This is a genomic window from Streptomyces sp. NPDC039480, from assembly GCF_055597165.1.
Window position 1 is genome coordinate 36,873 of the sequence record NZ_JBVITX010000021.1, and the last position, 26,923, is coordinate 63,795.

Below are 26,923 nucleotides of genomic sequence, written 5' to 3' on the forward strand. Positions count from 1 at the left end.
GTGCGGAACGGCAGGAAGTTAAGGGGGCGGGGCGGCGGGGCTCAGGAGTGGAAGGGCAGCCCCGCGTCGGCGGCCAGCTCCAGGTCGTCGGTGTCCTCGGGAGGCAGGAGCGTCGCCGAGCCGTCCGTGACCGGCACGACACCGAGCTCGAGGAGCTCCGCCATGGCCGCGCTGCCCGCCATGTCGCGGACCTGGAGCTGGTAGCGGGCCGTGGTGCGGTACGTCCCTCCGGAGTCGTCTCCCGTGCGCTGGAGGAAGCCGGAGTCGGTGAGGAAGGCGACGGCCTTGCCGATGATGCCGGTGGTGGAACCGGCGAGGCGGCGGGCGTCCTTGGTGGCGCCGGTCGAGCTGCGGCGCGCCCAGATCCGCCAGGCGGCTTCGAGGCCAGGGGCGTCGGTGGCGGGGTCGGTGTTCTCGCCGTGCTCCTCGGCGCGCTCCTCCAGGCGCCGACAGGCCTGTCGTACGAACGCGTCGACGCCGTTGACCGTGACGCGGCCGATGTAGCCGTCGTCGGCGAGGTCTTCGGGGCGCGGGAACGCCATGGCGGCGACGGCGAGATGGGCGAGGCCGTGCAGGAAGCGGTCGGAGGCGTCCGTCGCCGCGCGGCGGGCGTAGTCGCCCATGCGGACGGCGAAGACGGAGTCCTCGGCGGCGGTCACGGCCATCCCCGCGCGCGGGGAGACCTCCAGGACGACGAGCCCGAGTCCGGTGGCGACGGCGTCGGCGAGCCTCGCGAAGGGCGGGTCCTCGCGGTAGCGCCGGAGCAGTTCGGCGTACTCCTGGTCGCGGGCGGGCTGGAGCTTGGGCTGAAGCCCGAAGGCGACGAGCCGCGCGGCATCGGCGGCGTCGGCCGGGGTGACGGCCGCGGGGACCGCGGGCGCCGCCGTGAGTTCCGGCTCGCCCCACGCGGCGTGCTCAGCGGGGTGCTCGGTCACGGCGTGTGCTCCTTGTGGGGGTGGGGTGGGAAGTGGGGGTGGGGTGCGTGGTCGGGGTTGGGTGCGCGGTGGGGGTGGGGCGTGTGTTCGGGGCGGGGTGCGGAGTACGGGTGGTGTGTGCGGTGGGGGTGCCGCGCGCCGGATCCGGGGGCAAGCGCGCGATCGGCGTGCCGCACGCGCGGTCCGGGGCACGACGCAAGTCCCGGGCGCCGCATGCCGGTCCGGGGCGGGGCGCAAGCTCCGTTTGGCGCATGCCGGGTCCGGGGCCAGGCACCAGTTCGGCGTGCCGCATGCGGCGTTCGATGCGGGGCGCCAGTTCCGGGTGCCGTATGCCGGGCCCGGGGCGGTGGACGCGAGTGGTGGTCATGGTCAGGCCGCCTCCGTCCGGGCGGCCGCCATGCCCGCGGCGTCCAGGAGGGCGGTGCCGACGATGAGGTCGGCGCCGCCGAACTCCTCGTCGTCCAGTTCGGTGCCGTCGTCCACGGCGAAGAGGAGCTTCTCCTCGCCCTGGCGGTAGGCGGTGCCGACGGGCGGGCTGGCCGCGTGGACGGCCAGCAGGGCGACGAGGTAGGGCAGTTCGGGATCGCGGCGACGCGCGTCGGCGAGGAGGCCGGAGAGCCGTCGCGGCGCGTCGGCGGGCAGGTCGAGCAGCTCCATGGCACTGGAGAGCTGCTCCTCGCTGAAGCGGCTGTCGTCCGGGGTGGCGATGAGGTCGGGCTCGGGCATCTCCGCGCCGAGGTGCTCGCGCTCCATGGGCGGCGTCAGCAGTATGTCGACGAGGTCGCCGACGCGGACGGACACCGGGGTGCGCAATCCGGTGCCGCGCGCGAAGAAGGCGTCCGTCACGCGGCTCGCCTGCTCCGCCGGGAGCGGCAGGAGGGGGGCGACCAACTGACCGTACAGGTCGAGGCCCGCGCGGGCGGTGGGGGTGGCGAAGGCCTGCCTGTCCTGCTCGGCACGGAACAGCGGGCCGGCCTCCAGGAGGCGGGACTGCAGCTGGGTGTGGCGGCGGATGCAGTCCTTGACGATGTCGACCAGCTCGGCGGCGCGGCGCTTCTGCTCGGGGTCCTCGGACTCGTCGCGGGCCTTGCGGATGTTGGTCAGGATGGCGTTCTCGTGGCGGTAGCGGTCGGCGACGTGGTCGAGCGCCTCCGCGATCATGTCGGGGACGGCGCGGAGCCAGTCCACCGCGCGGACGTTGCGCCGGGTGGCGTCGAGGGCCTTGCGCAGGGTTTCCGAGTACTGCACGGTGCGGTAGCGGGCCTGCTCGGCGGCGAGCTGGGCGTCGGCGAGCCTGCCGCGGCTGATGAGGACCTCCAGCTTCACCTCGGCGGCGATCTGGGCGCTGGTGACGTCGGTGTCCAGGGCTCCCACCAGGACGTTGACCGCTTCGTCGGTCGTGCGGAGGTAGACACCGCCGCCGTAGCCGGACACCTCTTCGAGGAGCTTGAAGTCGTAGTCCCTGCGGACATATGTCCCGTCAGGGGCGAAAGTGCCGTACACGGCGCGGAAGCCGCGGTCGACGCTCCCGACGTTGATCAGATTCTCCAGGACCCAGCGGGCCACGCGCTCGTGCTCGGCGGCCGGGCGGCGCGGGGCCTGGGCGGCGACGCGCGGGAGCAGCCTGGCGACGATCTGCTCGTGGTCGGCGCCGGTGTCGAAGTCCATGTTCAGCGTGACGAGGTCGATGGCGGAGAGGGCCACTTCCGCCATCGCGTACACCGAGTACTCGCCCGCGAGGTTGGCCTTGCGCACGTCGAGGTCGTGCAGCGGAGCCGTGCAGGCGAGGGCGCGCAGGCGGCGCGCCAGGCCCTCGTCGGCGGCCGGGCCCGGAGCGGGCCGCGGCCCCGCGCTGAGCTGGGGCGGAGCAGTGTCCGTAACGGCAGGCGAAGTCACGGTGCACAGACTAGGTCCTCGGTCTGACAACGGTCGAAACGGCGCAGACCCGGCAGCGCTCAGTCATGGCCCCGCCCACCCCGTTCACCGTCGGCCGCGCACACCCCGCCCACGCCGTCACCGTCGGCCGCGCACACCCCGCTCACCCTAAGTGTCGCGCCGCCCGTACGCGTCGCCGAGCCGTCGGCGCGAGTCGTCGAGGTACTCGGCGAGCAGCGTCTCGGCGTCGTCACGACGGCCTTCCTGGAGCGCTTCCAGGATCTGCCGGTTGCGTGCGATGTACGGCTCGTGGAGCCGCTGGGGGTCGCCCATCACGTGGAAGGCCAGGCGGAGTTCGGCGAAGACGCTGCGCATCAGCTCGTCGGTCCTCGCACTGCCGGCGAGGGCGACGAGTTCCCGGTGGAAGTCGATGTTGGCGGTGGAGACGCCTTTCCAGTCGCCCGCGCGCGCGGCCCGCAGGCCGTCCGCCACGGCGTCGGCGAGCCCGTCCACGGCGTACGGCGGCTCACCGAGTCCGCGTACGACGGCGCATTCGACGAGCGAGCGGGTGCGGTAGATGTCCGCTACGTCCTCATCGGTCAGCACGCGTACGAAAACGCCGCGGTTGAGCTGGTGCTCCAACAGCCGCTCGTGGGTGAGCAGCCGGAACGCTTCTCGCAGGGTGTTGCGGGAGACGCCGAGCGCGCTGCCGATGCTGTCCTCGGAGAGCCGGGTTCCGGGTGGGAAGAAGCCCGCGGCGATGCGGCTCCTGAGGATGTCGGAGACTCGCTCGGCCGTGCTGGTGCGCCCCAGGAGCGCGCGGTCGTCGGCCAGTCCGTTCACGTCGGTCATCCCCTCCGCCATGCCCGGATTCAATCGCAGACAGCAGAACGAAACAACATGGGTATTGAGGGATCGTTCAACGATCCTCTACCTTGTCGGGCACCGCTCCCTTCGAGCGCACCGAAGGACCGCACGCTCCAGCACCCTCCGTCCCTCTTCTGCGAGGTGCCCATGAGCACGACCCCACCACCCGGCACGGCCACGGCCGCCATACGCTCCGACAAGGAGGAACTCCCCGACGACAATGGCGCGTTCGGCTGGTTGCGCGCGCTCGGCCCGCGCGGCCGCCGCGCCTTCGGAGGCGCCTTCGGGGGCTACGCCCTCGACTCGTACGACTACTTCACACTGCCGCTGAGCATGGTGGCGCTCGCCGCGTACTTCGGCCTCGACAGCGGCCAGACCGGGCTCTTCACCACCGTCACGCTGGTCGTCTCCGCCGTGGGCGGCGCCGTCGCGGGTGTGATCGCCGACCGGATCGGCCGCGTCAAGGCGCTGATGATCACGGTCATCACGTACGCGGTCTTCACCGTCGCCTGCGGTTTCGCCCCCAACTACGAGACCCTGCTGGTTTTCCGCGCTCTCCAGGGGCTCGGTTTCGGCGGCGAGTGGGCGGTCGGCGCGATCCTCGTCGCCGAGTACACCACCGCCAAGCACCGCGGCCGCACCCTGGGCGCGATCCAGAGCTCGTGGGCCGTGGGCTGGGGACTCGCGGTGATCGTCTACACCCTGGTGTTCCAGTTCCTGGACGACGACGTCGCCTGGCGTGTGATGTTCTGGACCGGCGCCCTGCCCGCGCTGCTCGTGATCTACGTCCGCCGCAACGTGCACGACGCCCCCGAGGCCGCCGAGGAGCGGCGCAGGAGCACCGACAAGGGGTCGTTCACGGCCATTTTCAAGCCGGGACTGCTGCGCACCACGTGCTTCGCGGTGCTCCTGTCCACGGGCGTGCAGGGCGGCTACTACACGCTGGCCACCTGGGTGCCCACCTATCTGAAGAGCGACCGGGGCCTCACCGTCGTCGGCACCGGCGGCTATCTGACCTTCCTGATCTCCGGCGCCTTCGCCGGCTATCTGACCGGCGGCTATCTGACCGACAAGCTCGGCCGGAAACGGAACATCACGCTCTTCGCGTTCCTCTCCGCGGCCAGCATCCTCGCCTACACGAACATCCCCGACGGCGCCAACGGCCTTCTCCTTGTACTCGGTTTCCCGCTGGGCTTCTGCATGTCGGCGATCTTCAGCGGCTTCGGTTCGTTCCTCAGCGAGCTCTATCCGGCCGCCGTGCGCGGTACGGGGCAGGGCTTCACGTACAACACAGGGCGTGCGGTCGGCGCCGTCTTCCCCACCATGGTCGGCTTCCTCGCCGACAGCTGGGGCGTCGGCGGAGCGCTGGTCTTCGGAGCGGTGGGCTACGGCCTCGCCGTCGTCGCGCTGCTCGGCCTCCCCGAGACGCGTGGAAGGGAGCTCCTGTGAACGGCGACACGCGCGTCATCCGCAGCGCCAAGGAGGCCCGCGCGGCGTTCCGCTCGGGCGAGTCGAGCCCCACCGCCGGCTGGGCCGCGGGCTTCACCCAGGCCAACCTCATCTCCGTCCCCGCCGACTGGGCGTACGAGATGCTGCTGTTCTGCCAGCGCAACCCGAAGCCCTGCCCGGTCCTCGACGTCACGGACGCGGGCTCCTGGGTCACCCCGCTCGCCCCGGGCGCCGACCTCCGTACCGACCTGCCGCTCTACCGGGTCTGGGAGCACGGCGAGTTGACCGAGGAGCCCACGGACGTCGTCGGCCGCTGGCGCGACGACCTGGTGACCTTCCTCATCGGCTGCAGCTTCACCTTCGAGTGGGCGCTCGCCGACGCCGGTGTGCCGCTGCGCCACATCGAGCAGGGCCGCAACGTCCCGATGTACGTGACCGCACGCCCCTGCCGCCCCGCAGGGCGCCTGCACGGCCCCATGGTGGTGTCGATGCGTCCCGTGCCGCCGCGGCGGCTGGCCGACGCCATCAGGGAGAGCGCCCTGATGCCCGCGGTGCACGGCAGTCCGGTGCACTGCGGGGACCCCGGCGGCCTCGGCATCGAGCACCTGGACCGCCCCGACTTCGGCGACGCGGTGACCACCGAACCGGACGACATACCGGTGTTCTGGGCGTGCGGGGTGACCCCGCAGGCCGCCGTGATGGCCTCCAGGCCGCCCTTCGCGATCACGCACGCGCCGGGCCGGATGTTCATCACCGACGCCAGGGACGAGCAGTACCGCGTGGTCTGACCGTCGCGGACAGCGGGTTTCGGGTATACGGACAGCAGCCTTCCAGAACACGGGCTTCTAGAGCACGGGAGAGCCACGAGGATGAGCACGGCCCTGATCGATCTGAACGCGGACCTCGGCGAGGGCTTCGGCCGCTGGCGCCTCACCGACGACGAGGAGCTGCTGTCCGTCGTCACCAGTGCCAACGTGGCCTGCGGCTTCCACGCCGGGGACGCGGTCACCATGCGCCGGGTCTGCGTCCGCGCCGCCGAGCGCGGCGTGCGGATCGGCGCCCAGGTCTCGTACCGCGACCTGGCGGGGTTCGGGCGGCGCGCCATGGACGTACCCGCCGACGAGCTGGCGGCCGAAGTGGCGTACCAGATCGGCGCCTTGCAGGTGTTCGCGCGCGCGGCGGGCACGCGCGTGTCGTACGTGAAGCCGCACGGCGCGCTCTACAACCGCGTCGTCCACGACGCGTACCAGGCTCGCGCGGTCGTCGACGGCGTACTCCTCGCGGATGACTCGCTGCCGCTCCTGGGGCTGCCCGGATCACGTCTCCTGGAGACGGCGGAAGGGGCCGGCCTGCCGACCGTGACCGAGGCGTTCGCGGACCGCGCCTACACCGACGAGGGCACTCTGGTGCCCCGCACCAGTGAAGGAGCGGTCATCACTGAGGAGGACACCGTCGTCGCCCGGTCGGTCGGTATGGCCCGCCTGGGCGTCGTCACGTCCCAGGGGGGCCGCGAGATCGCGGTCCGTGCGCGTTCCCTGTGCCTGCACGGCGACACTCCGGGGGCGGCGGGCCTGGCGCGCCGGGTGAGGGCGGAGCTGGAGTCCGCGGGCGTGCGGGTGGAGGCCTTCGCGTGAGAGTCCTGCCGGTCGGTGACCGGGCCCTGCTCGTCGAACTCGCCGACGGCACCGCGGCCCAGGCCCTCCACGCCGAGCTGCTGCGCCGTCGCGCGTCGGGCTCCTTGCGGGTACGGGAGATCGTCCCCGCGGCCCGCACGGTGCTCCTCGACGGCCTCGACGAACCCGGCCGTCTCGGGGCGGAGCTGCCCGGCTGGGAGATTCCGCCGCTGCCCGCGCGCGCGGGGGCCCTCCTGGAGATCCCGGTGCGCTACGACGGACCGGATCTCGCGGACGTGGCGGCGCACTGGGGGGTGCCCGTCGCCGAGGTGGCGCGGATCCACTCGGCCGCCGAATTCCGCGTCGCCTTCTGCGGGTTCGCACCCGGCTTCGGCTATCTGACCGGACTGCCCGGGCGCTACGAAGTGCCGCGCCGGGCCACGCCCCGCACCTCCGTGCCCCGGGGCAGCGTCGCGCTGGCCGGCCCGTACACAGGCGTCTATCCCCGCGCGTCGCCCGGCGGCTGGCAACTGATCGGCTCCACGGACGCCGTGCTGTGGGACCACGCGCGCGTGCCCGCCGCGCTGCTCTCCCCCGGCGTACGGGTCCGCTTCGTGCCGTTCGGCCCGCCTGCGGGGTCGTCGACCGCCGCGGCGGCGGGGGCGCGATGACCGACCGTGCCATGTCCGTCGTACGGGCCGGGGCGCTGACCACCGTGCAGGACCTCGGACGTCCCGGGCACGCCCATCTCGGGGTGCCACGCTCCGGAGCCCTCGATCCGCCCGCGGCCCGCCTGGTCAACCGCCTGGTGGGCAACGCGCCGGAGGCCGCCGTCCTGGAGACCACCCTCACCGGCTGTGCCGTGCGCCCGCGCCGGCCCGTGACGGTCGCCGTCGGCGGTGCGCCGTGCCCGGTGACCGTGGACGGCCGGCCCGCGCCCTGGGGAGCGCCGGTGCGGGTGCCCGCCGGGGCACTCCTCGACGTCGGAACCGCCGTCTCCGGAGTACGTTGCTATCTCGCGTTCGACGGCGGGGTGGCCGTCGACCCCGTGCTCGGCAGCCGCTCCACCGACCTGCTCTCCGGACTCGGTCCGCCCCCGCTCGCGGACGGGACCGTGTTGCCGCTGGGGCGCCCCGTCACTTCGTACGCACGCGTGGACACCGTCCCGCAGCCCGCACCGCCCCAAGAGCTGGTGCTGCGGGTGACGTCCGGGCCGCGCGCCGACTGGTGCACGCCCGCGGCACTGAGCACGCTCACCACGCGCGCGTACCGGGTGTCGTCGGCGAGCAACCGCATCGGTCTGCGCACCGAGGGCCCTGCCCTGGAGCGGGCGCTCCAGGGCGAACTGCCCAGCGAGGGCATGGTGCTCGGCGCCATCCAGGTGCCGCCGGACGGCAGGCCTGTCGTCTTTCTCGCCGACCATCCGACCACCGGGGGCTACCCGGTGGTCGCGGTCGTGCGGGAGGCCGACCTCGCCGCGGCGGCCCAGGCGCGGCCGGGCACGCCGGTGCGTTTCGTCCCGGTCGGCCGGGGCCGGTGCTGACCCGGCGCCCCGGTTCCGCAGCGCGGGCGTTCCCCGTCGCGGGCGTTCTACAGCGCGGGCGCGTCAGGCCCGATCCTGCTCCGTACCGCGGTCTGTACGTCGTCCTCCTCGGCGGGGTCCGAGGCGAGCCTCCGGAGTCTGTTGACCACGCGGGCGTCACCGGTCTCGGCGTGCCGCGCGGCGACTTCACGGGTGGACTCCTCGCAGTCCCACAGGCACTCGACGGCGAAGCCGGCCGCGAAGGTGGGATCGGTGGCGGCGAGCGCGCGGGCGGCGCGGCCGCGGAGGTGGGAGGAGGCGGTCTCTCTGTAGACGTGCCTCAGCACGGGGGCGGCACAGGCGATGCCGAGGCGTCCCGCGCCGTCGACGAGGGTCCATAGGGTGGGGGCGTCCGGGCCCTCGCCGCGGACCGCCTCGCGCAGTGCGGCGAGGACCGGCTTGCTGTCCTGCGCGCCGCCTCGGCAGGCGAGCATCCGCCCGGCGGCGGCGCCCAGGTCGTCGGGGCGGTAGGCCCAGCGTCGGGCGCGCTCGACGGCGGCGACGTTCCGCATCCGTTCGAAGGCGCCGGTCGCGGCGTCCACGACGACCTGGGAGGGGCTTTCCGCCGCGTACTCGATGAGGTCGAACACCGCGGGGTCGTGGGCGTCGGCCAGATAGCGCAGGGCGGTGCCGCGCGCGCCGTCGGATCCTTCGCGGGCGGCCTCGATGATCTCGGGCCGGTCCTCGGGCCCGGCGACGGCGGCCAGGCAGCGGGCCGCGGGGACGTAGAGCACGGAGCCCCGCTCCAGGCCTTCCTGTGCCCAGTCGAAGATGGCCCGGACGCTCCACTCGGGGCGTGGTCCCGAGGGCCGCATCTGGCGCTGCCAGCGGTCGAAGGAGCCCTGTTCCCGCGCGGCGCGCACGCGGGCGCCGATGTCCGGGCGGGGGTCCTCCTCCCAGAGGCGCCAGGGCCGCGGTTCATAGGCGTCGCGGACGGCGGCGGACAGATCGGCCTCGCCCTCGGCGTCGGGGGCGAATCTGGCGAGCACGGGGGCCGCGAGGGCGCGCAGGCCCGCGTCGTCGTCCCGCAGCGCCAGCTCGTCGAGGGCCCAGGCCCAGTTGGAGCCGGCCGCCGCGTACCTCCGGAGGAGTTCGAGGGCGTCCTGCCTGCCGTACGAGGCGAGGTGCCCGAGCACGGCCAGGGCGAGTCCTGTGCGCGAGTCGTCCGTGTTCAGGACGTCCTCGGCGTCGAAGAGGTGGCGCTCGATCTCACCGAGCCCGCCGTGCAGGTCGAGGTAGAGCCGGGCGTAGTACAGCGAACGGTTCTCCACCTGCCAGTCGTGGCGGGGATCGTTCAGCACGCAGTGGTCGAGGGCGGCGAGCGCCTCGGATCGTGGGGCGGTGAGCGCGTGCAGGGTGCCGTCGCCGCGGCCCCTCTGCAGCAGGCCGAGCAGCGTACCGCTGGGCGCTATGACCGGATCGAACATGGGAAACAGCCTCACATCAAGCGTCGACGCAACCGGGAATCACGCATTACCTGGCCGTGCGCCAACACGTCGGGCCGCCCGCCGTCTCTTGCTTGTCGAAGACCATCTTCCTCTGCCTCTCATCCATGGCCCAGGGGTCCCGGACGGGAGGTCCGGGGGCGGGCCGCTCACGGACCACGCGGTGCGGCACCAACTGCCCCGCCGTCGCGTCCGTGAATCACGTCGTCATGATGACCCGGCGGTAAGCTCCGCCGCGACCACATTTCCAGCGCCCCCGTTGTTGCTGGTCAGGTACCCCGCTCAGGCGGCCCCGAACAGCTGAAGCAGTTCCGCCTTCCCGAACATGCGAGCAGTGTCGACAGCCGACGGAGTTCCCGCGGCCGGATCCGCGCCTCCGTCCAGAAGGGCCCGGATCACCGCCTCCTCGCCCTTGAAGACGGCCCCGGCGAGCGGCGTCTGCCCCCGGTCGTTGGCACGGTTGGTGTCGGCGCCGCGCTCCACGAGGGTCCGGACCGCCTCGGCGTGGCCGTGGTAGGCGGCCAGCATGACGAGCGTGTCGCCGCTGTCGTTCGTGAGGTTCGCCGGGACGCCCGCCTCCACATAGGCGGCGAGCGCCGCGGCATCCCCCTGGCGGGCCAGATCGAAGATCTTGGTCGCCAGCTCCACGACCTCGGGGTCGGGAACTTCGCTCATGGGGGCGTCCGCCTTTCTGGCTCTCTGGTCTCTGAACTCTCCGAGTGCGCCTGCATGTGCAGCCGTACGAGTGAATCGACAGGGTACTGCCCCCGCGGGCACATGACCCGGCCTGCCCGAGGCAAAGATCACGGCGAGAGCGGGAGCCCGTCAGGACCCGTTCCCGTACGGCCCGACCGGGCTCCGCCATTCAGGGGAAATCCCGGAAAAACCACCCATTTGCACCTTTAATCGCATGGATACATGCTGTGAACCTGGAAGAACTCATGGTGACTGTCCCCACGAAACCAGGAGAACCGTCATGATCCTTTCCATCTCGGGCGTCGTGCTGCTCGGCATCATCGTCTTCCTCTTCTTCCGCAAGGACGGACTGAAGGCGTCCCACGCACTGGTCTGCGCCCTCTTCGGCTTCTTCCTGGCGGGCACCGCCATCGCCCCGAGCATCAAGGCCGGCAGCGCGAGCCTGGCGAGCCTCCTCGGCGGGATCAAGTTCTGACGTCCCCGCTGTCCGCACGCACCTTCAGGAGACTGACGTGGCCAGGCGCCCACTGCCCCGCATTCTGAGCAACGGCACCGCATCCATCGCCCGGAGCCGGGAGCTGGCACGGTCGGCGGCCGACAGCGCCACCGATGTACTCCATCCGCTGATCACGATCACCCGTGGACTGCGCCGACTGGCCGGTGCCGGGCGGCGCAAGTGGGCCGACACACCGAAGGACAAGCGGGGGCCGCTGCTGTTCCTGGTGGCCTCCGTGGTCCTGGTCGTGGCGCTCGTCCCCTACGGGCCGCTGCTCGCCCTCATCTCCTTGATGGCGGCCTCCGCCTGGACGGGCCGCGAGCGGACCCCGCCGGCGCCCACCGGCCCGGACGAGGCGCAGGTGCAGCGGCTGCAGTCCTTCTACGAAGCGCTCGTCCCGTACTTCTCGGTCCCCGAGGACCCTGCCCCGCTCTTCGCGCACGGCGGCGAATGGGACAAGGCCTTCCCCGAGTACGAGTTCGACGGCACCGGGCGGATCTCCCGGCTCGTCGTGCACTACCCCGCGTACTTCACGGACGGCGAGGCCGAGTCCCGCGCGCGGATCGAGCAGTTGCTGCACGCCAAGGCGGGCCGCGGCCGTGAGTACCACTTCGCGTGGGACGAGGAGGCCAACCAGCTCGTCGTCACGGTGCTGCCCCCGCTGCCCACCGACATCGCCGCCCAGCGCTTCGTCACCGCCCCCGGGGAGACCGTCCTCGGCTTCACGGACGAGACCGGCGTCCAGCGCACCCTGCCGCTGGCCGAGGGCGAGGGACAGCGCGACGTGCCCCCCGTCGTGTGGCGCACCGGCATCCGCTCCACGGAGCCCCACCTCCTGGTCGCGGGCCAGCCGGGCAGCGGCACGACGACCCTGCTGCGCTCGATCGCCCTCCAGGCGCTCCAGTACGGCGACGTCCTCGTCGTCGAAGGCAGCGGCACCGGTGACTACGCCTGTCTGACCGGCCGCGACGGTGTCCTCGGCATCGAGTGCGGGCTCTCCGGAGCGCTCGCGAGCCTCGAATGGGCGGCGCACGAGACCGAGCGCAGGCTCATCGCCGCCAACCGCGCCCGGCAGGCGGGCCACCCGCCGCCGGAGGACACCAAGCGCCCCCTGTGGATCCTCCTCGACCACCCGAGCGCGCTCGGCCACCTCGCGGCGGCCGACGGGCGCACGGACCCCCAGTCGCTGCTGCAGGTCCCCCTGCGGCACGGCAGGGCGGCCAACGTGACGGTCGTGGTGGCGGACCAACTGGACAGCCTGGACGCGCTGAGCGACGCCGTGCACCAGCACACCCGCGCGCGCGTGGTGCTCGGCTACGCCACGCCCGACCAGCTGGAGGACGTCCTCGGGGCGCCGCCCCACACGACACCCACGTCGGACGTCCCGCCCGGCCGTGGCTACGCCCGGCTCGGCACCGGGCAGGTGCACCGCCTCCAGGTGCCCGCAACCCCGGACCCGTACGACGACGCGACCAGCGAGGCGCACCGGCGGGCGGTCATGGAGCTGCTGCCGGAGCGCAGCACCCCGCCGGACGAGGCGGACGCCGCCCCGGACCCCGCCCCGCCAGCCGCACCCGCACCCGCACCCGCACCCGCCCTCCCCCCTGCCCCCGAGGCCGCAGAGGCACAGCCGGTCCCCCGCCAGGAGCTCACTACGTAGAGGGCCATCCAGAAAGCGGGATCCCAGAAGGGGGGGGCATCCAGAGAGAGGGCATCCAGAAGGGGGGCCTCCAGAAGGGCCCCAACGGCTCAGGCCACGAAGGGATGCGCCGCCTGCGTGCCCGCCCCCGCCCCCGTTTCCACCAGCCGCGCCGCCGCCGCGAGCCGCGCCGCCGCCTCGTCGGCCACCGCGCCCCCCACGGTGAACGGCAGCCGCACATACCCCTCGAAGGCCCCGTCCACTCCGAAGCGGGGCCCTGACGGCACCCGTACGCCCACGCGCTCGCCCACCTCGGCGAGGCGCGACCCCGAGACGCCCCCGGTGCGCACCCACAGGGTCAGCCCGCCGCTCGGCACCTCGAACTCCCAGCCGGGGAGCTCGCGCCGCACGGCGGCGACCAGCGCGTCGCGGTTCTCCCTGGCCTGCTCCCTGCGCACGTTCACGGCCGACTCCCAGCCGCCGGTGTTCAGGAGCCAGTTCACGGCGAGCTGTTCGAGGACCGGGGTGCCGAGGTCGGCGTAGGCGCGGGCCGCGACGAGGCTGCGGATCACGTCGGGGGCGGCCCGCACCCAGCCGATGCGCATGCCCGCCCAGAAGGCCTTGCTCGCCGAGCCGACCGTGATGACGGTGGAGCCCGCAGGGTCGAAGCCGCAGACGGGGCGCGGCATGGTGAGGTCCGGGTCGAGCCCGAGTTCGCTCATCGTCTCGTCGACGACGAGGACCGTGCCGGCCGAGCGGGCCGCCTCGACGAGCTGCCTGCGCTGGTCCTCGCCGGCGAGCGCGCCGGTGGGGTTGTGGAAGTCGGCGACGACGTACGCGAGCCGGGGCGCCGCGTCGCGCAGCACCTGCCGCCAGCGGTCCATGTCCCAGCCCTGGAGACCTTCGGCCATGGCGACGGGGACGAGGCGGGCGCCCGCCTCGCGCATCAGCTGGAGGATGTTGGCGTACGACGGGGACTCCACGGCGATGCGTTCGCCGCGGCCCGCGAAGAGGTGGCAGATCGCGTCGATGGCGCCCATCGCGCCGGTGGTCACCATGATCTGTTCGGGCATGGTGGGGATGCCGCGCGCCGTGTAGCGCTCGGCGAGCATCTGGCGCAGCGCGGGCAGCCCGGCGGGGTAGTCGCCGTGCGTGTGGGCGTACGGCGGGAGTGCTTCGAGGGCGCCCTGGACGGACCGCGTGAGCCAGGGCTCGGGCGCGGGCAGCGCGGCACAGCCCAGGTCGATCATGGAGCCGAGCGCCTCGGGCGGCAGTGGTTCGAGGCCGCGTGCGGGCAGCGGGTTGCCGGCCGGGACGGCGGTCCAGCTGCCCGCTCCCCTGCGGGACTCCAGGAACCCCTCGGTGCGCAGCGCCTCATAGGCGGCGGCCACCGTGGTGCGGCTCACGGCGAGGGCCACGGCGAGCTCGCGCTCGGCGGGCAGGCGGGCGGCGACGGGCACGCGGCCTTCGAGCACGAGCAGCCTGATGCCGTCGGCGAGGGCGCGATAGGCGGGCGGCCGGCGTGTGCTGGTGCCCGCGGGGCGGTCCTGCTGGGAGGCGAGAAGGCGGGCGAGCTGCGTCGACCCCATCGCCGAAGTCCACTGAGCCATGATTCCCAGTCCACCTTCCCCGAATTGGCCATGGTTGCGGTCCGGTTCCAAGCCACAGGGTGTCATGCGTCGGGCCACCAGCACTACACGGGGAGCGTTCCTTGTCCGGTACGAAGCCACACCTCACGCGGCGGCTGATCAAGCTGTACGCCGGGCTCTCCCTGTACGGCGCGAGCTCCGCGCTGATGGTCGCGGCCGGCCTGGGGCCCGAGCCCTGGAACGTCCTCAATCAGGGCCTGTCCGAACTGACCGGCCTGACCATCGGCGCGGTGTCGATCGTCGTGGGCGCCGCGGTGCTGCTGCTGTGGATCCCCCTGCGGCAGCGTCCCGGCCTGGGCACGGTCTCGAACGTGTTCGTGTGCGGTCTGGCGATGGACGCCACTCTGGCGCTCCTGCCGGACGTGGACACGCTCGCCGTCCGCGTTCCGCTGCTCGCGGTCGGCATCCTCCTCAACGGAGTGGCGACCGGGCTGTACATCACGGCCGCCTTCGGGCCCGGCCCCCGGGACGGCCTGATGACGGGCCTGCACGCGCGCACCGGCCGCTCGATCCGGCTGATCCGCACCTCGATCGAGGTGACGGTCGTCGCGACGGGCTTCGCTCTCGGCGGCACGGTCGGTGTGGGCACGGTCCTCTACGCGCTGTCGATCGGCCCGCTCGCCCAGTTCTTCCTGCGCCGCTTCGCCGCCCCCGCACCCGCCGCGCCGACCACCGCACCGGCCACCGCGTCGACCGTCGTGGCCTCCGGCGGCCCCCCGGAGCAGGCGATACTGCACCCGTGACCACGCGCGTACGCCACCCCTACCTCGATCACCCGGGACCGCTCGCCCTCGCCCACCGCGGCGGTGCGGCGGACGGCCTGGAGAACACCGCGGCGGCCTTCCGGCGCGCCGTCGACCTCGGCTACCGCTACATCGAGACCGATGTGCACGCCACCGCCGACGGCCGGCTCGTCGCCTTCCACGACACGACGCTGGACCGGGTGACGGACGCGGCGGGGCGCATCGTCGACCTCCCCTGGAGCGAGGTGCGCCACGCGCGTGTGGCGGGCAGCGAGCCGGTGCCCCTCTTCGAAGAGCTCCTGGAGTCGTTCCCCGAGGTGCGCTGGAACGTGGACGTGAAGGCGGAGCCCGCGCTCCTGCCCCTGCTCGACCTGATCCGCCGCACCGGCTCCTGGGACCGCGTCTGCGTCGGCTCGTTCTCCGAGGCCCGCGTGGCCAGGGCCCAGCGCCTGGCGGGCCCGCGTCTCGCCACCTCACTGGGGACGCGGGGCGTGGCGGCGCTGCGGATGGTGTCCTACGGAGTGCCCGCCGCGCTGCGCCGGTCCGCGGTCTGCGCCCAGGTGCCCGAGACCCACGGCAGGATCCGGGTCGTCGACCACCGCTTCGTGCGCGCAGCCCACGCGCGTGGGCTGCAGGTTCACGTGTGGACCGTCAACGACGCCGAGCGTATGACGGCCCTGCTCGACCTCGGAGTGGATGGCATAGTTTCCGATCACATCGAGACGCTGCGCGGGGTGCTCGAAGCCCGGGGAACCTGGGTCTGACCTCCCCGGAGACCGCGTCGCACCACGGGGAACAGCGAGGTCACGGGTGGGCACCGACACCGTGAAGGCAGCGGCGGCCGACGACGCCGCCATCGAACGACGACGCGAACAGCGGGGCTGGTACTTCTACGACTGGGCGTGCTCGGTCTATTCGACGAGTGTCCTGACCGTGTTCCTGGGGCCCTACCTCACGGAGATCGCCAAGGCGGCCGCCGACCCGGAGGGGTACGTGCACCCGCTCGGCATCCCGGTCCGGGCGGGCTCCTTCTTCGCGTACACGGTGTCGGCGTCCGTGCTCGTGTCGGTCTTCGTCATGCCGATGGCCGCCGCGGCCGCCGATCGCACCGGTCGCAAGAAGCCTCTCCTGGCCGTGGCCGCGTATCTGGGGGCGGCCGCCACGGCGGGCATGTCCTTCCTGGACGGCGAGCGCTATCTCCTCGGCGGACTCCTGCTGATCGTGGCCAACGCCTCGCTCGCCGTCTCGATGGTGCTCTACAACTCCTACCTGCCGCAGATCGCGCCCCCTGAGGAGCGCGACGCGGTCTCCTCACGCGGCTGGGCCTTCGGCTACGCGGCGGGCGCCCTCGTCCTGGTGGCGAACCTCGTCCTGTTCCTCGCCCACGACAGCTTCGGTGTCTCCGAGTCGACCGCGGTCCGCATCTGTCTGGCGTCGGCGGGCGTGTGGTGGGGCGCCTTCACCCTCGTACCCCTGAAGCGGCTGCGGGACCGGCGGACGCCGCAGGCCGAGGCGGGGGCGCCGTCCTGGGGCGGCTGGCAGCAGCTGCGCTCGACCGTGCGGGACATGCGCCGTCATCCCCACACGCTCGCCTTCCTGCTCGCCTATCTCGTCTACAACGACGGGGTCCAGACGGTGATCTCGCAGGCGTCGGTCTTCGGCTCGGAGGAGCTCGGCCTCGACCAGTCCACGCTGATCGTCGCGGTCCTGCTGGTGCAGCTGCTCGCCGTCGCCGGTGCGCTCGCCATGGGCCGACTCGCCCGGACGTACGGCGCCAAGCGCACCATCCTCGGATCGCTGGTGGCCTGGACGGTGACGATCGGGGCCGGGTACTTCCTGCCCGCCGGCGCACCGGCGTGGTTCTTCGTGCTGGCCGCCGGGATCGGCCTGGTGCTCGGCGGCACGCAGGCGCTGTCCCGTTCACTCTTCTCGCATCTGGTGCCGCGCGGGAAGGAGGCCGAGTACTTCTCCGCCTACGAGATCAGCGACCGCGGCATGGCCTGGCTCGGACCGTTGATCTTCGGCCTCACGTACCAGCTCACGGGAAGCTATCGGGACGCGATCGGCTCGCTCGTGGCGTTCTTTTTGCTCGGTTTCGTCCTGCTCGCACGGGTTCCGGTACGGCGGGCGGTGCGCGACGCGGGGAATCCCGTTCCCCGGCGGATTTAGCAACTGGAGGCAAAGGCCGGTAGTGTACGCCTTTGGCCTGCCAGGCGGACCGTTACTGCGAGCTGAAGAATCAGAAACGCTGGGTGACATCTGCTACTAGATGTGACAAACCGGGCGCTGGTGGGTACAACAAGGGGCGGCATACGACGGCGACGCATGACCCAGAACGGGAATCTTTACCGCCGACCGGACGTTGACCGGATGACGACGACAGCGACACCTGTCCTGTGGGCGACAAAGCCCGGGAGGCACGATTCATGAGTGAGCGAGCTCTTCGCGGCACGCGCCTCGTGGTGACAAGCTACGAGACCGACCGCGGCATCGACCTGGCCCCGCGCCAGGCCGTGGAGTACGCATGCCAGAACGGACATCGTTTCGAGATGCCGTTCTCGGTCGAGGCGGAGATCCCGCCGGAGTGGGAGTGCAAGGTCTGCGGGGCCCAGGCACTCCTCGTGGACGGCGACGGACCTGAGGAGAAGAAGGGCAAGCCGGCGCGTACGCACTGGGACATGCTCATGGAGCGCCGCACCCGAGAGGAGCTCGAAGAGGTCCTCGAGGAGCGTCTCGCGGTTCTCCGGTCCGGTGCCATGAACATCGCGGTGCACCCGCGAGACAGCCGCAAGTCCGCCTGACGGCGGTCACCGCGGCACACCGCACAAGCACGACGCACAAACGCACAACGCATCAAAAGGGCCGGGGCCACTGCTGAGCAGTGGCCCCGGCCCTTTTTGCACGTCTCCGCACTCGGCTTCGAGCGTCTCCGCGCTCAGCGCGGCAGCTGCGGGTCGTCCGGACGCGGGCTCCGCGTCGGCTGCTCGTCGTCCCTGATGACCTCGCCCTGCACGACCTTGCCGTCGGGCCGGTGCATCCGGGCCTGCTGGAAGGCGTCGCCCAGGCCGCCCGGCGTCGCCTCGCGCACCTTGCGCTCGAAGGTCCGCTCCGCATACCGCCCGAGGGCCTTCTGCACCGGCGGGACCAGCAGGATCAGACCCAGGGCATCCGAGATGAGCCCCGGCAGGATGATCAGCAGGCCGCCCAGCATCGTGAGGGCGCTGCCCCCGCCGGTCTCCGGAGGGGGCGTCACACCGCTCTGCTGCTGTTGCACCGCCTCACTGAGCTTGCGGAACGCCCGGCGCCCCGCGCGCTTGATCACCGCGGAGCCGAGCACGAGGCCGCCCAGCAAGAGCAGGAAAACCACGAACCCGCTCGTGGCTCCCGCCACGACGGTGAGCAGCCAGATTTCCAGGACCAGCCACGCGGCGATGCCGAGCGGCAGGAACCTCAGGGGCCCGGAGCGCCGGGGCCGGGCAGGTCGGATGGGAGGCGGTGCGCCGGTCGTCATGCTCCCAGTGTGCCTGGGCCCGCCTCAGTCCGGCATAAGGGGGATGATCAAGAAGGGCGGTGGCAGGGCCGCACGGCACAGCCCTCAGAGCCGCACGGCACGGCGCTCAGGGCTGCTTGCGGCCGATGACCTTGCCGACGCGCTCGCCCACGCCCCAGGCGGTGACCCGCCACAGCGCCTCGACGACGATGTTCTGACTCATCTTGCTGTCCCCGAGCTCACGCTCGACGAAGGTGATGGGCACCTCGACGACGTGATAGCCCGCCTTCACCGCGCGGCGCGCGAGGTCGACCTGGAAGCAGTACCCCTGCGACTCGACCTCGCCGAGGCCGAGGCCTTCCAGGGTCTCGCGGCGGAAGGCGCGGTAGCCGCCGGTCACGTCGCGGATGGGCACGTCGAGCAGGAGGCGTGAGTAGGTGCTGCCGCCGCGCGAGATGAACTCGCGGTGCTTGGGCCAGTTGACGACCCGGCCGCCCGGGACCCAGCGCGAGCCGAGGACGAGGTCGGCGCCCCTCAGCGCGGTGAGCAGCCGGGGCAGCTCCTCCGGCTGGTGGGAGCCGTCGGCGTCCATCTCGACGAGGACTCCGTAGTCGTTCTCCAGGCCCCAGCGGAAGCCCGCGAGGTAGGCCGCGCCGAGCCCTTCCTTGCCCTTGCGGTGCAGCACGTGGACCTGCTCGTCGTCGGCCGCGAGCTCATCGGCGATCTTGCCGGTGCCGTCGGGGCTGTTGTCGTCGGCGACCAGGATGTGCGCGTCCGGTACGGAGGCCCGCACCCGGCCGACGATGGCCTGGATGTTCTCCGCCTCGTTGTAGGTCGGAATGATCACCAAGGCCGTGCCGAGCGAGCCGAACCGCCTCCCCTGGTCCCCCGCTTCGGAGACCCCGCCGCCGTCGTTCACTACTGCCCCTTCGTTCGTACGCAGAGGACCACCATAGTGGCCGCGGCCTGCGACGCAGCGACGGCACGGAGGTCGGGGCGCGAGCACCCGCCGCCCGGGAGGAAAGTACTGCGGATCGGGGCCCGGCGCCCTTCGGGCCGGCCTGGGACCCGCTGGCTGCGGATCGACCGAGAGCCGTTGTCTACTGAGCGTCCGGGCCCCACCCGGGTCACACCTGCCGATCGGCTGATACGTTCCCTCGCCTCCGCGTCGCGGGCGCTGGACCTGGCTCCCAGTGGTGATGCGCCGGTGCGGCACACCACCTGTGACCCAGCGGCGTTCGACGACTGCGTGGAGGTTCGCCGGTCGGACGTCCTGTGGTGGACCCGGCCGAACCTACCGGCCCACGGCGGCTGTCTGTCAATACCCCGCTGAGCTGCGGCTACTTCACGGACCGCCAGGTCAGTGCCGAGGATTCCCAGGTCGTGCGAGGCGGTGGAGGGCCGTGATCGGCGCCGCGCACCGCCGGGACATCACTCTTCCGGCCGCACGAACACGGGCCGTCCGGCCACCACCGTGCGCAGGCACACGGGGAGCTCGGCGCCCGGCGACAGGTCGGGCAGGCCGGGCGTGCCGGAGCGGGGGTCGGTCGACCAGCGGGCCACCCGGTCGTCCGGGGCCTGCACCACCAGCTCGGAGGTGCGCCACACGGCGTAGTCCGCGGGGGCGCCCGGCACCAGGGTGCCCGCGTCGTCGCGGCCGACGGCCCGCCAGCCGCCCCGGGTGTGGGCGGTGAACGCGGCGCGCACGGAGACGCGGTGCTCGGGCGTGCGGTGGAAGGCGGCGGCGCGCACGGTGCCCCACGGGTCGAGCGGCGTGACGGGGCTGTCGGAGCCGAACGCCAGCGGCACGCCGGTGCGCAGCAGGGCCGCGAAGGGGTTGAGGGTGCGCGCCCGGTCGGCGCCGAGGCGCTGGGCGTACATGCCGTCCTCGCCGCCCCAGAGCGCGTCGAAGGCGGGCTGGACGGACGCGGTGAGGCCGAACTCGGCGAAGCCCGCGATCGTCTCGGGCGTGAGCATCTCGGCGTGCTCGACGCGGTGCCGGGCGGCCCGCACGCGGGCGAGACCGACCTTCTCGGCGGCCGCGCGCATCCCGTCGACCACGGAGGCCACCGCGGCGTCCCCGATGGCGTGGAAGCCCGCCTGGAGGCCCGCCTCGGTGCAGGCCACGACGTGGGCGGCGATGTCGCCGGCTTCGAGGTAGGCGGTGCCGGTGTGGGCGGCGTCCCCGGCGGTGTCGGCGTACGGCTCGTGCAGGCAGGCGGTGTGCGAGCCGAGGGCACCGTCGACGAAGAGGTCACCGGCGGCGCCGGCCGCGCCGAGCTCCCGGGCACGCCGGACGTCGCGCTCGGCCCAGTAGCCGACGACGCGCGGCCCCGGCTCCTCGGCGGCGAGCCGCAGCAGTCCGGTGAAGTCGTCCTCGTCGGAGATCTCGGGCCCCGCGCACTCGTGCACGGAGCCGATGCCGAGGGACGCGGCGCGCCGGAGTGCGGCGCGCTGGGCCTCCGTGCGCTGGTGCGGGGTGATCGCGCCGAGCGCCGCGGCGCGCACGCCGTGGTGGGCGTCGGCGGTCAGCGGGGCGTCCGGGTGGTAGCCGGCGCGCTCGGTGACGCCGGGCACCAGGTCGAGGAGCGCGGTCGTGACCACGGCCGAGTGGACGTCGATGCGGGAGAGGTAGAGCGGCCTGCCGCCGGTCGCCTCGTCGAGCTCCGCGCGTGTGGGCGGGCGGCCGCCGGGCCAGCGGGCGGCGTCCCAGCCGTGGCCGAGGAGGACGGTGTCGTGCGGGTGCGCGGCGGCGTGTTCGCGTACGAGAACGAGTGCGTCGGCCAGCGAGCGGGCCCCGGTCAGGTCGAGCCCCGTCAGGGCGAGGCCGGTGGCCGTGGTGTGCACATGGGCGTCGGTGAACGCCGGGGTGACCAGCGCGCCTTCGAGGTCGACGACTTCATCGACACCGTCGGCGAAGGAATCGGCGGCGCCCTCGGAGCCGACCCAGGCGACGTGCCCGCGCTCGACGACCATCGCGGTGGCGAACGGGTCGGCGGGGCTGTGGATGTCGCCGCCGCGCAGCAGCACGGTGCGGTGGCTCTGCGGATCCTGGGCAGGGGTGTGCCGAGGGTCCTGCGGGGTGTTCCCGGGGGTGGTGCTCTCGCTCATGGGACCAGTCTCGCCCCTGCCGGCGGCGGGCCGGCGCGGGGGTCACACCTGGGGCGGGCGGGCCTCGTACGGAGTCGAGAGGACGACCGTCGTGCGCGTGGAGACGCCCGCGAGGGCGCGCAGGCGGCTGAGCAGGTGCTCCAGCTCCAGCGGGGTGGCGACGCGGACCTTGAGGATGTAGTTCTCGTCGCCCGCGACGCTGTGGCACGCCTCGATCTCCGGGACACCCGCGAGCCGTTCCGCGATGTCGTCGGGGGCGCTGGGGTCGAACGGCTTCACCGAGATGAACGCGGTGAGCGGCAGCCCGACGGCCTCGGGGTCGACGACCGCGGCATAGCCGCGGATGACGCCCCGCTGCTCCAGACGGCGCACACGCTGGTGCACGGCCGACGTGGACAGGCCCGTGGCCTTGCCCAGGTCGGTGTAGCTCATCCGCCCGTCCTTGACGAGCAGCTGCACGATCTGTCGGTCCAGCTCCTCCATGCGCCGAACCTACAGGGCTCTTGATCTCGCCGGATACCTGAGGGCCCGTCTTTACGGGTGGGCAACTCCATTTGGCATGTGACGAACGCCACACTCTCGTGACCGTGTCCGAAGGGATGCAACGATTACCTCTACGACGGGACGGGAAGTGCTTGCTGTGGTCGAGGCCGCAGCGCCTTGTCGGCCCACCCGAGGGGGAGATTCCCATGCAGAATTTGAAGCGCCCCGGCCGGTCTGTCCGCGCCAAGCAGCAGCCGGCCGCAGAGCCCGAGCCGGAGGGTGTCGAACCGGCAGACGCCTTCCTGGACGCCTACGACACTTTCGAGATGTACCGGGTGAACTGCCCGGACTGCGAGCAGCCCATCGCGCTCCTCGCGGACGAGGACGTGCTGCCCGAGCACGCCCTGTGCCCCACTCCGTGGAATCCGTTCGGGCTGACGGTCTGCGCCGGCACCGGCCGCGCGGCCACCGACGCCACGCCCGCCGACGAGTCGATGGAGGTTCAGGAGCAGGACACCGCCCTGCTGTTGACGCTCCCTCAGGGACTCGACTGGCGGACCCAGCCGTTCTCGCACGTGGGCGGTCCCGGCTCGCAGCCGTTCCGCGTGCCGCGACAGCAGCGGCCCGCCGCCTGATTCACCAGTAGGTGCCCTGCACCATGGCGGCCAGGCTGTCGTGGTGCAGGATCAGCGCGTCCGCGGCCGCCGCGCTCCCGGGCACGGCGGCCTCGCCGAAGTGGACCTGGCGGTAGGCGACGCGCAGCATGACGATCGCGTGCCGCAGCGCCGCGTACAGCGTGTAGAAGTCCATGTCGCGCGGCGTGTACCCGGTGAGCCGGGCATACGCCTCCTCGACACGGTCGCGGCGCAGGAAGTCCGGCAGCCCCGGCTGGCCGAAGCTCACCGTCAGGTCCTGGAAGAAGCGGTGCAGATAGACCGCCCAGCCGAGGTCGACCTCGCGCGGGGCGAGCGCCGCCATCTCCCAGTCGAGGACCGCGGCGGGCTCGAAGCCGTCGTAGATGATGTTTCCGATGCGCGCGTCACCCCAGTTGAGGACGGCGTCGCCCTCGTCCCGTGGCCACAGTTCCTCAAGGCAGTCGAAAGCGCTCTCTATGAGGGGCGAGCGGGCCAGTCCGCTCACCACCCATGCGTAGTAGGCGCGTTGGGCCGCGACATGGCGGCGCAGCGGGCTGCCCTCGCCCGGCAGGGCGAGGAACTCCGCCGCTTCGGGCGGCACTTGGTCGTGCAGCCGTGCGATGACGCCGACCGAAGCCTCTTCGAGGTGCGCGCGCTCGGCGTCCGTGGCAGCGTGCAGCCAATTGCCCTCGTACGTATAGGGCATGACGTCGGGTGGGACGCGTCCCTCGACGCGCTCCATCACGAAGAAGGGCGCGCCGAGCGGGCCCGGGTCCTCCTCCAGCCACAGCACGCGCGGCACCGGCAGGTCGGTGTGTTCGGCGACGAGTCGCATCGTGCGGTACTGGCGCGGCATGTCGTAGACGGGGAAGATCGTGTACGCCGCCGGGTCGGCCGCCACGCGCAACGCGCAGCGTTCGATGGGTGGTTCGGGGTGCTCGACGGTGAAGAGCAGGGTCTCGCTCGACATGCCGTTGGACTCGGGCACGGTCACGTCGACGGCTTTGGCGCCGGGCAGCCGGGTGTCGAGCCAGGCGCCGAGGCGGCGGGCGAGGTCTTCCGGGTCGCGGGTGGTGGTGCGGGGGCGGGGTGCCGTTGCCATGTCCGTACTCCTTCCTCCGGCCCGGGTCCTCAGGGCGCGACGGAGTCGAATCCGGTGAAGCCGCTCGGGTCGTGGCGGCCGAAGCTGCCGTGCTCGAAGATCCCGTAGCCCGTGAGCCCGTCGAGGGTGAAGCGCGCGGCGTGGTCGATGACGCCGTACGCGGCGAGCGGGTGGGCGGCGGGGTCCGACAGGTCGTAGGTGCGGCGGTCGGTCCAGTCGCGGCCGCGCCAGGTGCCGTGCTGCCAGTCGTCGGCGGGCGGATAGCCGGCGCCCACCGCCAGGGGCAGTGAGGCGAGCACCTGCACGCCGAGTTCCAGGGGCTTGCGGCCGTCGGGGTCGGTGAGGTGGATGACGGCGCTTTCGGGGTGGCGGGTGCCGGAGCGGTAGGTGATGTCGGCCTGGGGCCAGCCCAGTTGACGGTCCCGCAGGCCCGGGCGGACGAGGGTGGCGTCGTTGAGGGTGCGGTAGCCGTCCGCGTCCTCCTGGGAGATGACCATGAGGAAGCGGTCGTCGAAGCGGACCGGGCACCAGATCCAGTGGAAGCCCTCGGTGGCGAACTCCTCCTCCAGGCGCCCGCGTTCCTCGCCCGGGGTGGGCCGCACGCCCCAGCTGCGGTCGCGGGTGGCGGTCCACTCCCCCGCCGTGACGGCGATCTCCTCGCCGCCCGCGCGGATCACCCCTGCGGGCCGGCCCGCCTGCACGAAGCGGCGCCCTTCGAGGGTGAGCCGGTCGCCTCGGCGCTGGACGTGGTGCGGCTCCCACAGGGCGGGGAAGTCGGCGGTCCAGGTGAGGTCGTACGAGAGGGAGGCGGGGTCGTCGGGATCGGCGGCGCACCGCAGACGGAGGCGGTGGAGCGGTTCGTCGACGGTGATGTCCAGCGGGCCGACGCGGAGGTGCATACGGTCCTCGCCGAGCGCGTCACTGGCGCGTACGGCATGGAGCGTGTCCCCTGTGCGCAGGGTCGCGTACGCGTCGATGACACCGGCGTTCGGGTAGACGCCGAGCCCGAGGATGAGCAGGGCGCGGCCCCGGTGGTCGAAGAGGTGGAAGATGCACCGGTCGTAGGCGTTGCGGTCGCCCGTCGCGACGTGCTTCATCGACAGGGGAACCTGGTGTACGGGGTATTCGTCGAGCGGGACCGGACGGTCGTCTGCCACGGCAAACCTCCCTGGTCGCACGGCAGTTCAGGGTGGCGGGAGGCGGCGGAGCCCTCCGGCGCGGAGTTGACGGTACGTCAGTTCGCGGGACGGAGCCAGAGACGTGCCGGGCCGTTCCGGGGACGGAACCGGAGACGCGCCGGGCCGCGCGCGGTTCGGAGCCGGAGACGTGCCGGGCCGCACGCGGGACGGAGCCGGATACGCGCCCGCCCGTTCGCGGGACACAGGTTCGCGGGACACAGGTCGCACACCCGCCCGACCCTTCACCGCCCCCACGGGCACGCCGTGAACAGACGCCCTATTCGCCCGGGCGGTGACTTCGCCACGACCGTGCGCGTTGCCCTGGTATGACCCCCATGGAAACGGGTGCGGGCACGGGCCCGACGCACCTTCCCGGCGGGCGGCGGCGGCACACACTGGTGACGCTGCCCGTCGCAGAATCGGTTCCCCGGCACCCCCCGGATCCCCGGCACCCCCCGGATCCCCCACAGCACCAGCCGTCACCCCAGCCACCGGGGCCGCCCCAGCCACAGCAGCACGTGTACCAGCAGCAGCCACCCCAGCACGTCCACCAACAGCCGCACCAGCAGTACGGGCAGATGTACCAGCCCTACCAGCCGCCGCACTTCCAGGACCCGCACTTCCCGGATCCGCACTACCAGGACCCGCCGATCTACCGCGCCCTGCTCCACCACTGGGCCGACCGCGGCCGGACGCTGCCAGGGCGCCACGACCCGGAGTGGGCCAGGCTCCTGGCGCCGCCCGTGCACCGCGGCCAGTTCAGCGCGAGTCGGGACCCGCGAGGTGACGTGCGATGACCATGCGCTGGATCTGATTGGTGCCCTCGACGATCTGCAGCACCTTGGCCTCGCGCATCAGGCGCTCCACGGGGAAGTCCGCGGTGTAGCCGTACCCCCCGAGGACCTGCACGGCGTCCGTCGTCACCTTCATCGCGGCGTCCGTGCACAGCAGCTTGGCCATGGCCGCCTGCTTGGCGAACGGCCGGCCCGTGTCGCGGAGCCTGGCCGCGGCCAGATAGAGCGCCCGGCCCGCCTCGATCTGCGTCGCCATGTCCGCGAGCATGAAGCGCAGCCCCTGGAAGTCCGCGATGGGCCTGCCGAACTGCTTCCGCTCGGTGGCGTACGCGACGGCCTCGTCCAGCGCCGCCTGGGCCACGCCGATCGCACAGGCCGCGATGCCGAGCCGCCCCGAGTCGAGCGCGGAGAGCGCGATGGCGAAACCCTGGCCCTCGTCGCCGATGCGGCGGGAGTCGGCGACGCGCACCCCGTCGAAGTGAATCTGAGCCGTGGGCGAGCCCTTCATGCCCATCTTCTTCTCGGGCGCCGCGGCGCTCAGCCCCTCGGCGTCGCCCGGCACCAGGAAGGCCGTGACGCCACGGGCGCCCTCGCCGCCCGTGCGGGCGAGCACGGTGTAGAAGTCGGCGACGCCGCCGTGCGTGATCCAGGCCTTGGTGCCGGTGATGACCCAGTCGTCGCCGTCCCTGACCGCCTTGGTGCGCAGCGACGCCGCGTCGGACCCGGACGCGGGCTCCGACAGGCAGTACGCGCCGAGCAGACCGCCGCCGAGCATGGCGGGCAGATGGTCGGACTGCTGCTCCTTGGTGCCGTAACCGGCGAGGGCGTGGCAGGACAGGGAGTGGACGCTGACGCCGAGGCCGACGGTCAGGCGCGCGGCGGCGAGCTCTTCCAGGACCTGGAGGTAGACCTCGTACGGCTGGTCGCCGCCGCCGAACTCCGAGTCGTACGCCAGGCCGAGCAGGCCGGATTCGGAGAGCAGCGTGAAGACCTCGCGGGGAAAGCGCCCGGCGTCCTCCTCCTCGGCCGCCCGCGGGGCGATCTCGCGCTGGGCGATGTCCCGGACCAGCGAGAGCAGATCCCTGGCCTCATCCGTGGGCAGCTGACGCTCCACCGACTGCGTGATGTGGTCGGGCATGAC

Annotated in this window: 26 protein-coding genes; 13 read left to right on the top strand and 13 right to left on the bottom strand. The window is 72.7% G+C overall.

Translation table 11 applies throughout. The annotated features are described in order from the left end of the window. Nucleotides 1-41 precede the first annotated feature (41 nt). From ACZ56E_RS39760 to ACZ56E_RS39770, 3 genes are all read right to left on the bottom strand, one after another. Nucleotides 42-935 (bottom strand): hypothetical protein, encoded by an 894-nt coding sequence (locus ACZ56E_RS39760; protein ID WP_471221861.1) that lies wholly within the window; start codon nt 933-935, stop codon nt 42-44. Nucleotides 936-1,304: 369 nt separating this feature from the next. Continuing rightward, on the bottom strand, nt 1,305-2,831 hold the full coding sequence (locus ACZ56E_RS39765) for a hypothetical protein (protein ID WP_471221862.1): 1,527 nt from the start codon (nt 2,829-2,831) through the stop codon (nt 1,305-1,307). 147 nt (nt 2,832-2,978) lie between these two features. Next, entirely contained in the window at nt 2,979-3,674 is a 696-nt protein-coding gene (locus ACZ56E_RS39770; RefSeq protein WP_471221863.1) for a GntR family transcriptional regulator, read from the bottom strand. 150 nt (nt 3,675-3,824) lie between these two features. Here ACZ56E_RS39770 and ACZ56E_RS39775 point away from each other — a divergent pair, with 150 nt between their 5' ends. The 5 genes from ACZ56E_RS39775 (at nt 3,825) to ACZ56E_RS39795 (ending at nt 8,282) form a co-directional block, all read left to right on the top strand. Continuing rightward, complete coding sequence (locus ACZ56E_RS39775) at nt 3,825-5,126, top strand: MFS transporter (protein ID WP_471221864.1); 1,302 nt, start codon at nt 3,825-3,827, stop codon at nt 5,124-5,126. Next, nucleotides 5,123-5,914 carry a putative hydro-lyase gene (locus ACZ56E_RS39780; protein ID WP_471221865.1) on the top strand — a complete coding sequence of 264 codons (792 nt, stop codon included), beginning with the start codon at nt 5,123-5,125 and terminating at the stop codon, nt 5,912-5,914. The genes ACZ56E_RS39775 and ACZ56E_RS39780 overlap by 4 nt, the downstream gene beginning before the upstream one ends. An 81-nt stretch (nt 5,915-5,995) precedes the next feature. Continuing rightward, complete coding sequence (locus ACZ56E_RS39785) at nt 5,996-6,760, top strand: LamB/YcsF family protein (RefSeq protein ID WP_471221866.1); 765 nt, start codon at nt 5,996-5,998, stop codon at nt 6,758-6,760. Continuing rightward, nucleotides 6,757-7,410 (top strand): 5-oxoprolinase subunit B family protein, encoded by a 654-nt coding sequence (locus tag ACZ56E_RS39790; protein WP_471221867.1) that lies wholly within the window; start codon nt 6,757-6,759, stop codon nt 7,408-7,410. The genes ACZ56E_RS39785 and ACZ56E_RS39790 overlap by 4 nt, the downstream gene beginning before the upstream one ends. After that, entirely contained in the window at nt 7,407-8,282 is an 876-nt protein-coding gene (locus tag ACZ56E_RS39795; RefSeq protein ID WP_471221868.1) for a 5-oxoprolinase subunit C family protein, read from the top strand. Before ACZ56E_RS39790 ends, ACZ56E_RS39795 begins: the two co-directional genes overlap by 4 nt. A 47-nt stretch (nt 8,283-8,329) precedes the next feature. Here the strand turns inward: ACZ56E_RS39795 and ACZ56E_RS39800 are convergent, their stop codons facing one another. Both ACZ56E_RS39800 and ACZ56E_RS39805 read right to left on the bottom strand, forming a co-directional pair. Beyond that, nucleotides 8,330-9,748 (bottom strand): HEAT repeat domain-containing protein, encoded by a 1,419-nt coding sequence (locus ACZ56E_RS39800; protein ID WP_468613010.1) that lies wholly within the window; start codon nt 9,746-9,748, stop codon nt 8,330-8,332. A gap of 300 nt (nt 9,749-10,048) precedes the next feature. Beyond that, nucleotides 10,049-10,441 carry an ankyrin repeat domain-containing protein gene (locus tag ACZ56E_RS39805; RefSeq protein ID WP_468613009.1) on the bottom strand — a complete coding sequence of 131 codons (393 nt, stop codon included), beginning with the start codon at nt 10,439-10,441 and terminating at the stop codon, nt 10,049-10,051. A gap of 301 nt (nt 10,442-10,742) precedes the next feature. On the opposite strand from ACZ56E_RS39805, the gene ACZ56E_RS39810 reads away from it, so the two are divergent. After that, entirely contained in the window at nt 10,743-10,937 is a 195-nt protein-coding gene (locus tag ACZ56E_RS39810; protein WP_362994889.1) for a hypothetical protein, read from the top strand. A gap of 37 nt (nt 10,938-10,974) precedes the next feature. After that, a complete protein-coding gene (locus tag ACZ56E_RS39815; RefSeq protein WP_471221869.1) occupies nt 10,975-12,618 on the top strand; it encodes a hypothetical protein in 1,644 nt (547 codons plus the stop codon). An 89-nt stretch (nt 12,619-12,707) separates the two neighbouring features. Here ACZ56E_RS39815 and ACZ56E_RS39820 read toward each other — a convergent pair whose 3' ends face one another. Continuing rightward, on the bottom strand, nt 12,708-14,207 hold the full coding sequence (locus ACZ56E_RS39820) for an SCO1417 family PLP biosynthesis transcription factor (RefSeq protein ID WP_471221870.1): 1,500 nt from the start codon (nt 14,205-14,207) through the stop codon (nt 12,708-12,710). 101 nt (nt 14,208-14,308) lie between these two features. On the opposite strand from ACZ56E_RS39820, the gene yczE reads away from it, so the two are divergent. The 4 genes from yczE (at nt 14,309) to ACZ56E_RS39840 (ending at nt 17,790) form a co-directional block, all read left to right on the top strand. Continuing rightward, nucleotides 14,309-14,989 carry a membrane protein YczE gene (yczE, locus tag ACZ56E_RS39825; protein ID WP_471221871.1) on the top strand — a complete coding sequence of 227 codons (681 nt, stop codon included), beginning with the start codon at nt 14,309-14,311 and terminating at the stop codon, nt 14,987-14,989. Then, nucleotides 14,986-15,753 (top strand): glycerophosphodiester phosphodiesterase, encoded by a 768-nt coding sequence (locus ACZ56E_RS39830; protein ID WP_398312340.1) that lies wholly within the window; start codon nt 14,986-14,988, stop codon nt 15,751-15,753. The genes yczE and ACZ56E_RS39830 overlap by 4 nt, the downstream gene beginning before the upstream one ends. Nucleotides 15,754-15,799: 46 nt before the next feature. Beyond that, the gene (locus ACZ56E_RS39835; RefSeq protein WP_471221872.1) at nt 15,800-17,158 is read left to right on the top strand and encodes an MFS transporter; all 1,359 of its coding nucleotides are present in this window, start codon (nt 15,800-15,802) and stop codon (nt 17,156-17,158) included. 257 nt (nt 17,159-17,415) lie between these two features. Further along, complete coding sequence (locus ACZ56E_RS39840; protein WP_030360404.1) at nt 17,416-17,790, top strand: RNA polymerase-binding protein RbpA; 375 nt, start codon at nt 17,416-17,418, stop codon at nt 17,788-17,790. A 134-nt stretch (nt 17,791-17,924) separates the two neighbouring features. Here ACZ56E_RS39840 and fxsA read toward each other — a convergent pair whose 3' ends face one another. From fxsA to ACZ56E_RS39860, 4 genes are all read right to left on the bottom strand, one after another. Then, complete coding sequence (fxsA, locus tag ACZ56E_RS39845; RefSeq protein WP_471221873.1) at nt 17,925-18,500, bottom strand: FxsA family membrane protein; 576 nt, start codon at nt 18,498-18,500, stop codon at nt 17,925-17,927. 106 nt (nt 18,501-18,606) lie between these two features. Further along, the gene (locus tag ACZ56E_RS39850) at nt 18,607-19,398 is read right to left on the bottom strand and encodes a polyprenol monophosphomannose synthase (protein WP_471221874.1); all 792 of its coding nucleotides are present in this window, start codon (nt 19,396-19,398) and stop codon (nt 18,607-18,609) included. Nucleotides 19,399-19,910: 512 nt separating this feature from the next. Next, nucleotides 19,911-21,590, bottom strand: coding sequence for an amidohydrolase (locus tag ACZ56E_RS39855; RefSeq protein WP_471221875.1), 1,680 nt, complete (start codon nt 21,588-21,590; stop codon nt 19,911-19,913). A gap of 42 nt (nt 21,591-21,632) precedes the next feature. After that, nucleotides 21,633-22,073, bottom strand: coding sequence for an Lrp/AsnC family transcriptional regulator (locus tag ACZ56E_RS39860; RefSeq protein WP_030789227.1), 441 nt, complete (start codon nt 22,071-22,073; stop codon nt 21,633-21,635). Nucleotides 22,074-22,279: 206 nt separating this feature from the next. Here ACZ56E_RS39860 and ACZ56E_RS39865 point away from each other — a divergent pair, with 206 nt between their 5' ends. Next, the gene (locus ACZ56E_RS39865; RefSeq protein WP_362994870.1) at nt 22,280-22,708 is read left to right on the top strand and encodes a hypothetical protein; all 429 of its coding nucleotides are present in this window, start codon (nt 22,280-22,282) and stop codon (nt 22,706-22,708) included. Nucleotide 22,709: 1 nt separating this feature from the next. Here the strand turns inward: ACZ56E_RS39865 and ACZ56E_RS39870 are convergent, their stop codons facing one another. Together ACZ56E_RS39870 and ACZ56E_RS39875 are read right to left on the bottom strand one after the other, a co-directional pair. Next, complete coding sequence (locus tag ACZ56E_RS39870; RefSeq protein ID WP_471221876.1) at nt 22,710-23,810, bottom strand: phosphotransferase family protein; 1,101 nt, start codon at nt 23,808-23,810, stop codon at nt 22,710-22,712. 29 nt (nt 23,811-23,839) lie between these two features. Continuing rightward, entirely contained in the window at nt 23,840-24,967 is a 1,128-nt protein-coding gene (locus tag ACZ56E_RS39875) for an Rv3169 family protein (protein ID WP_471221877.1), read from the bottom strand. 599 nt (nt 24,968-25,566) lie between these two features. Between ACZ56E_RS39875 and ACZ56E_RS39880 the strand changes: the two genes are divergently transcribed. Continuing rightward, complete coding sequence (locus ACZ56E_RS39880; protein WP_471221906.1) at nt 25,567-25,785, top strand: hypothetical protein; 219 nt, start codon at nt 25,567-25,569, stop codon at nt 25,783-25,785. Here ACZ56E_RS39880 and ACZ56E_RS39885 read toward each other — a convergent pair. Next, entirely contained in the window at nt 25,748-26,920 is a 1,173-nt protein-coding gene (locus ACZ56E_RS39885; RefSeq protein WP_468092786.1) for an acyl-CoA dehydrogenase family protein, read from the bottom strand. The two genes, ACZ56E_RS39880 and ACZ56E_RS39885, sit on opposite strands and share 38 nt — an antisense overlap. Nucleotides 26,921-26,923 lie beyond the last annotated feature (3 nt).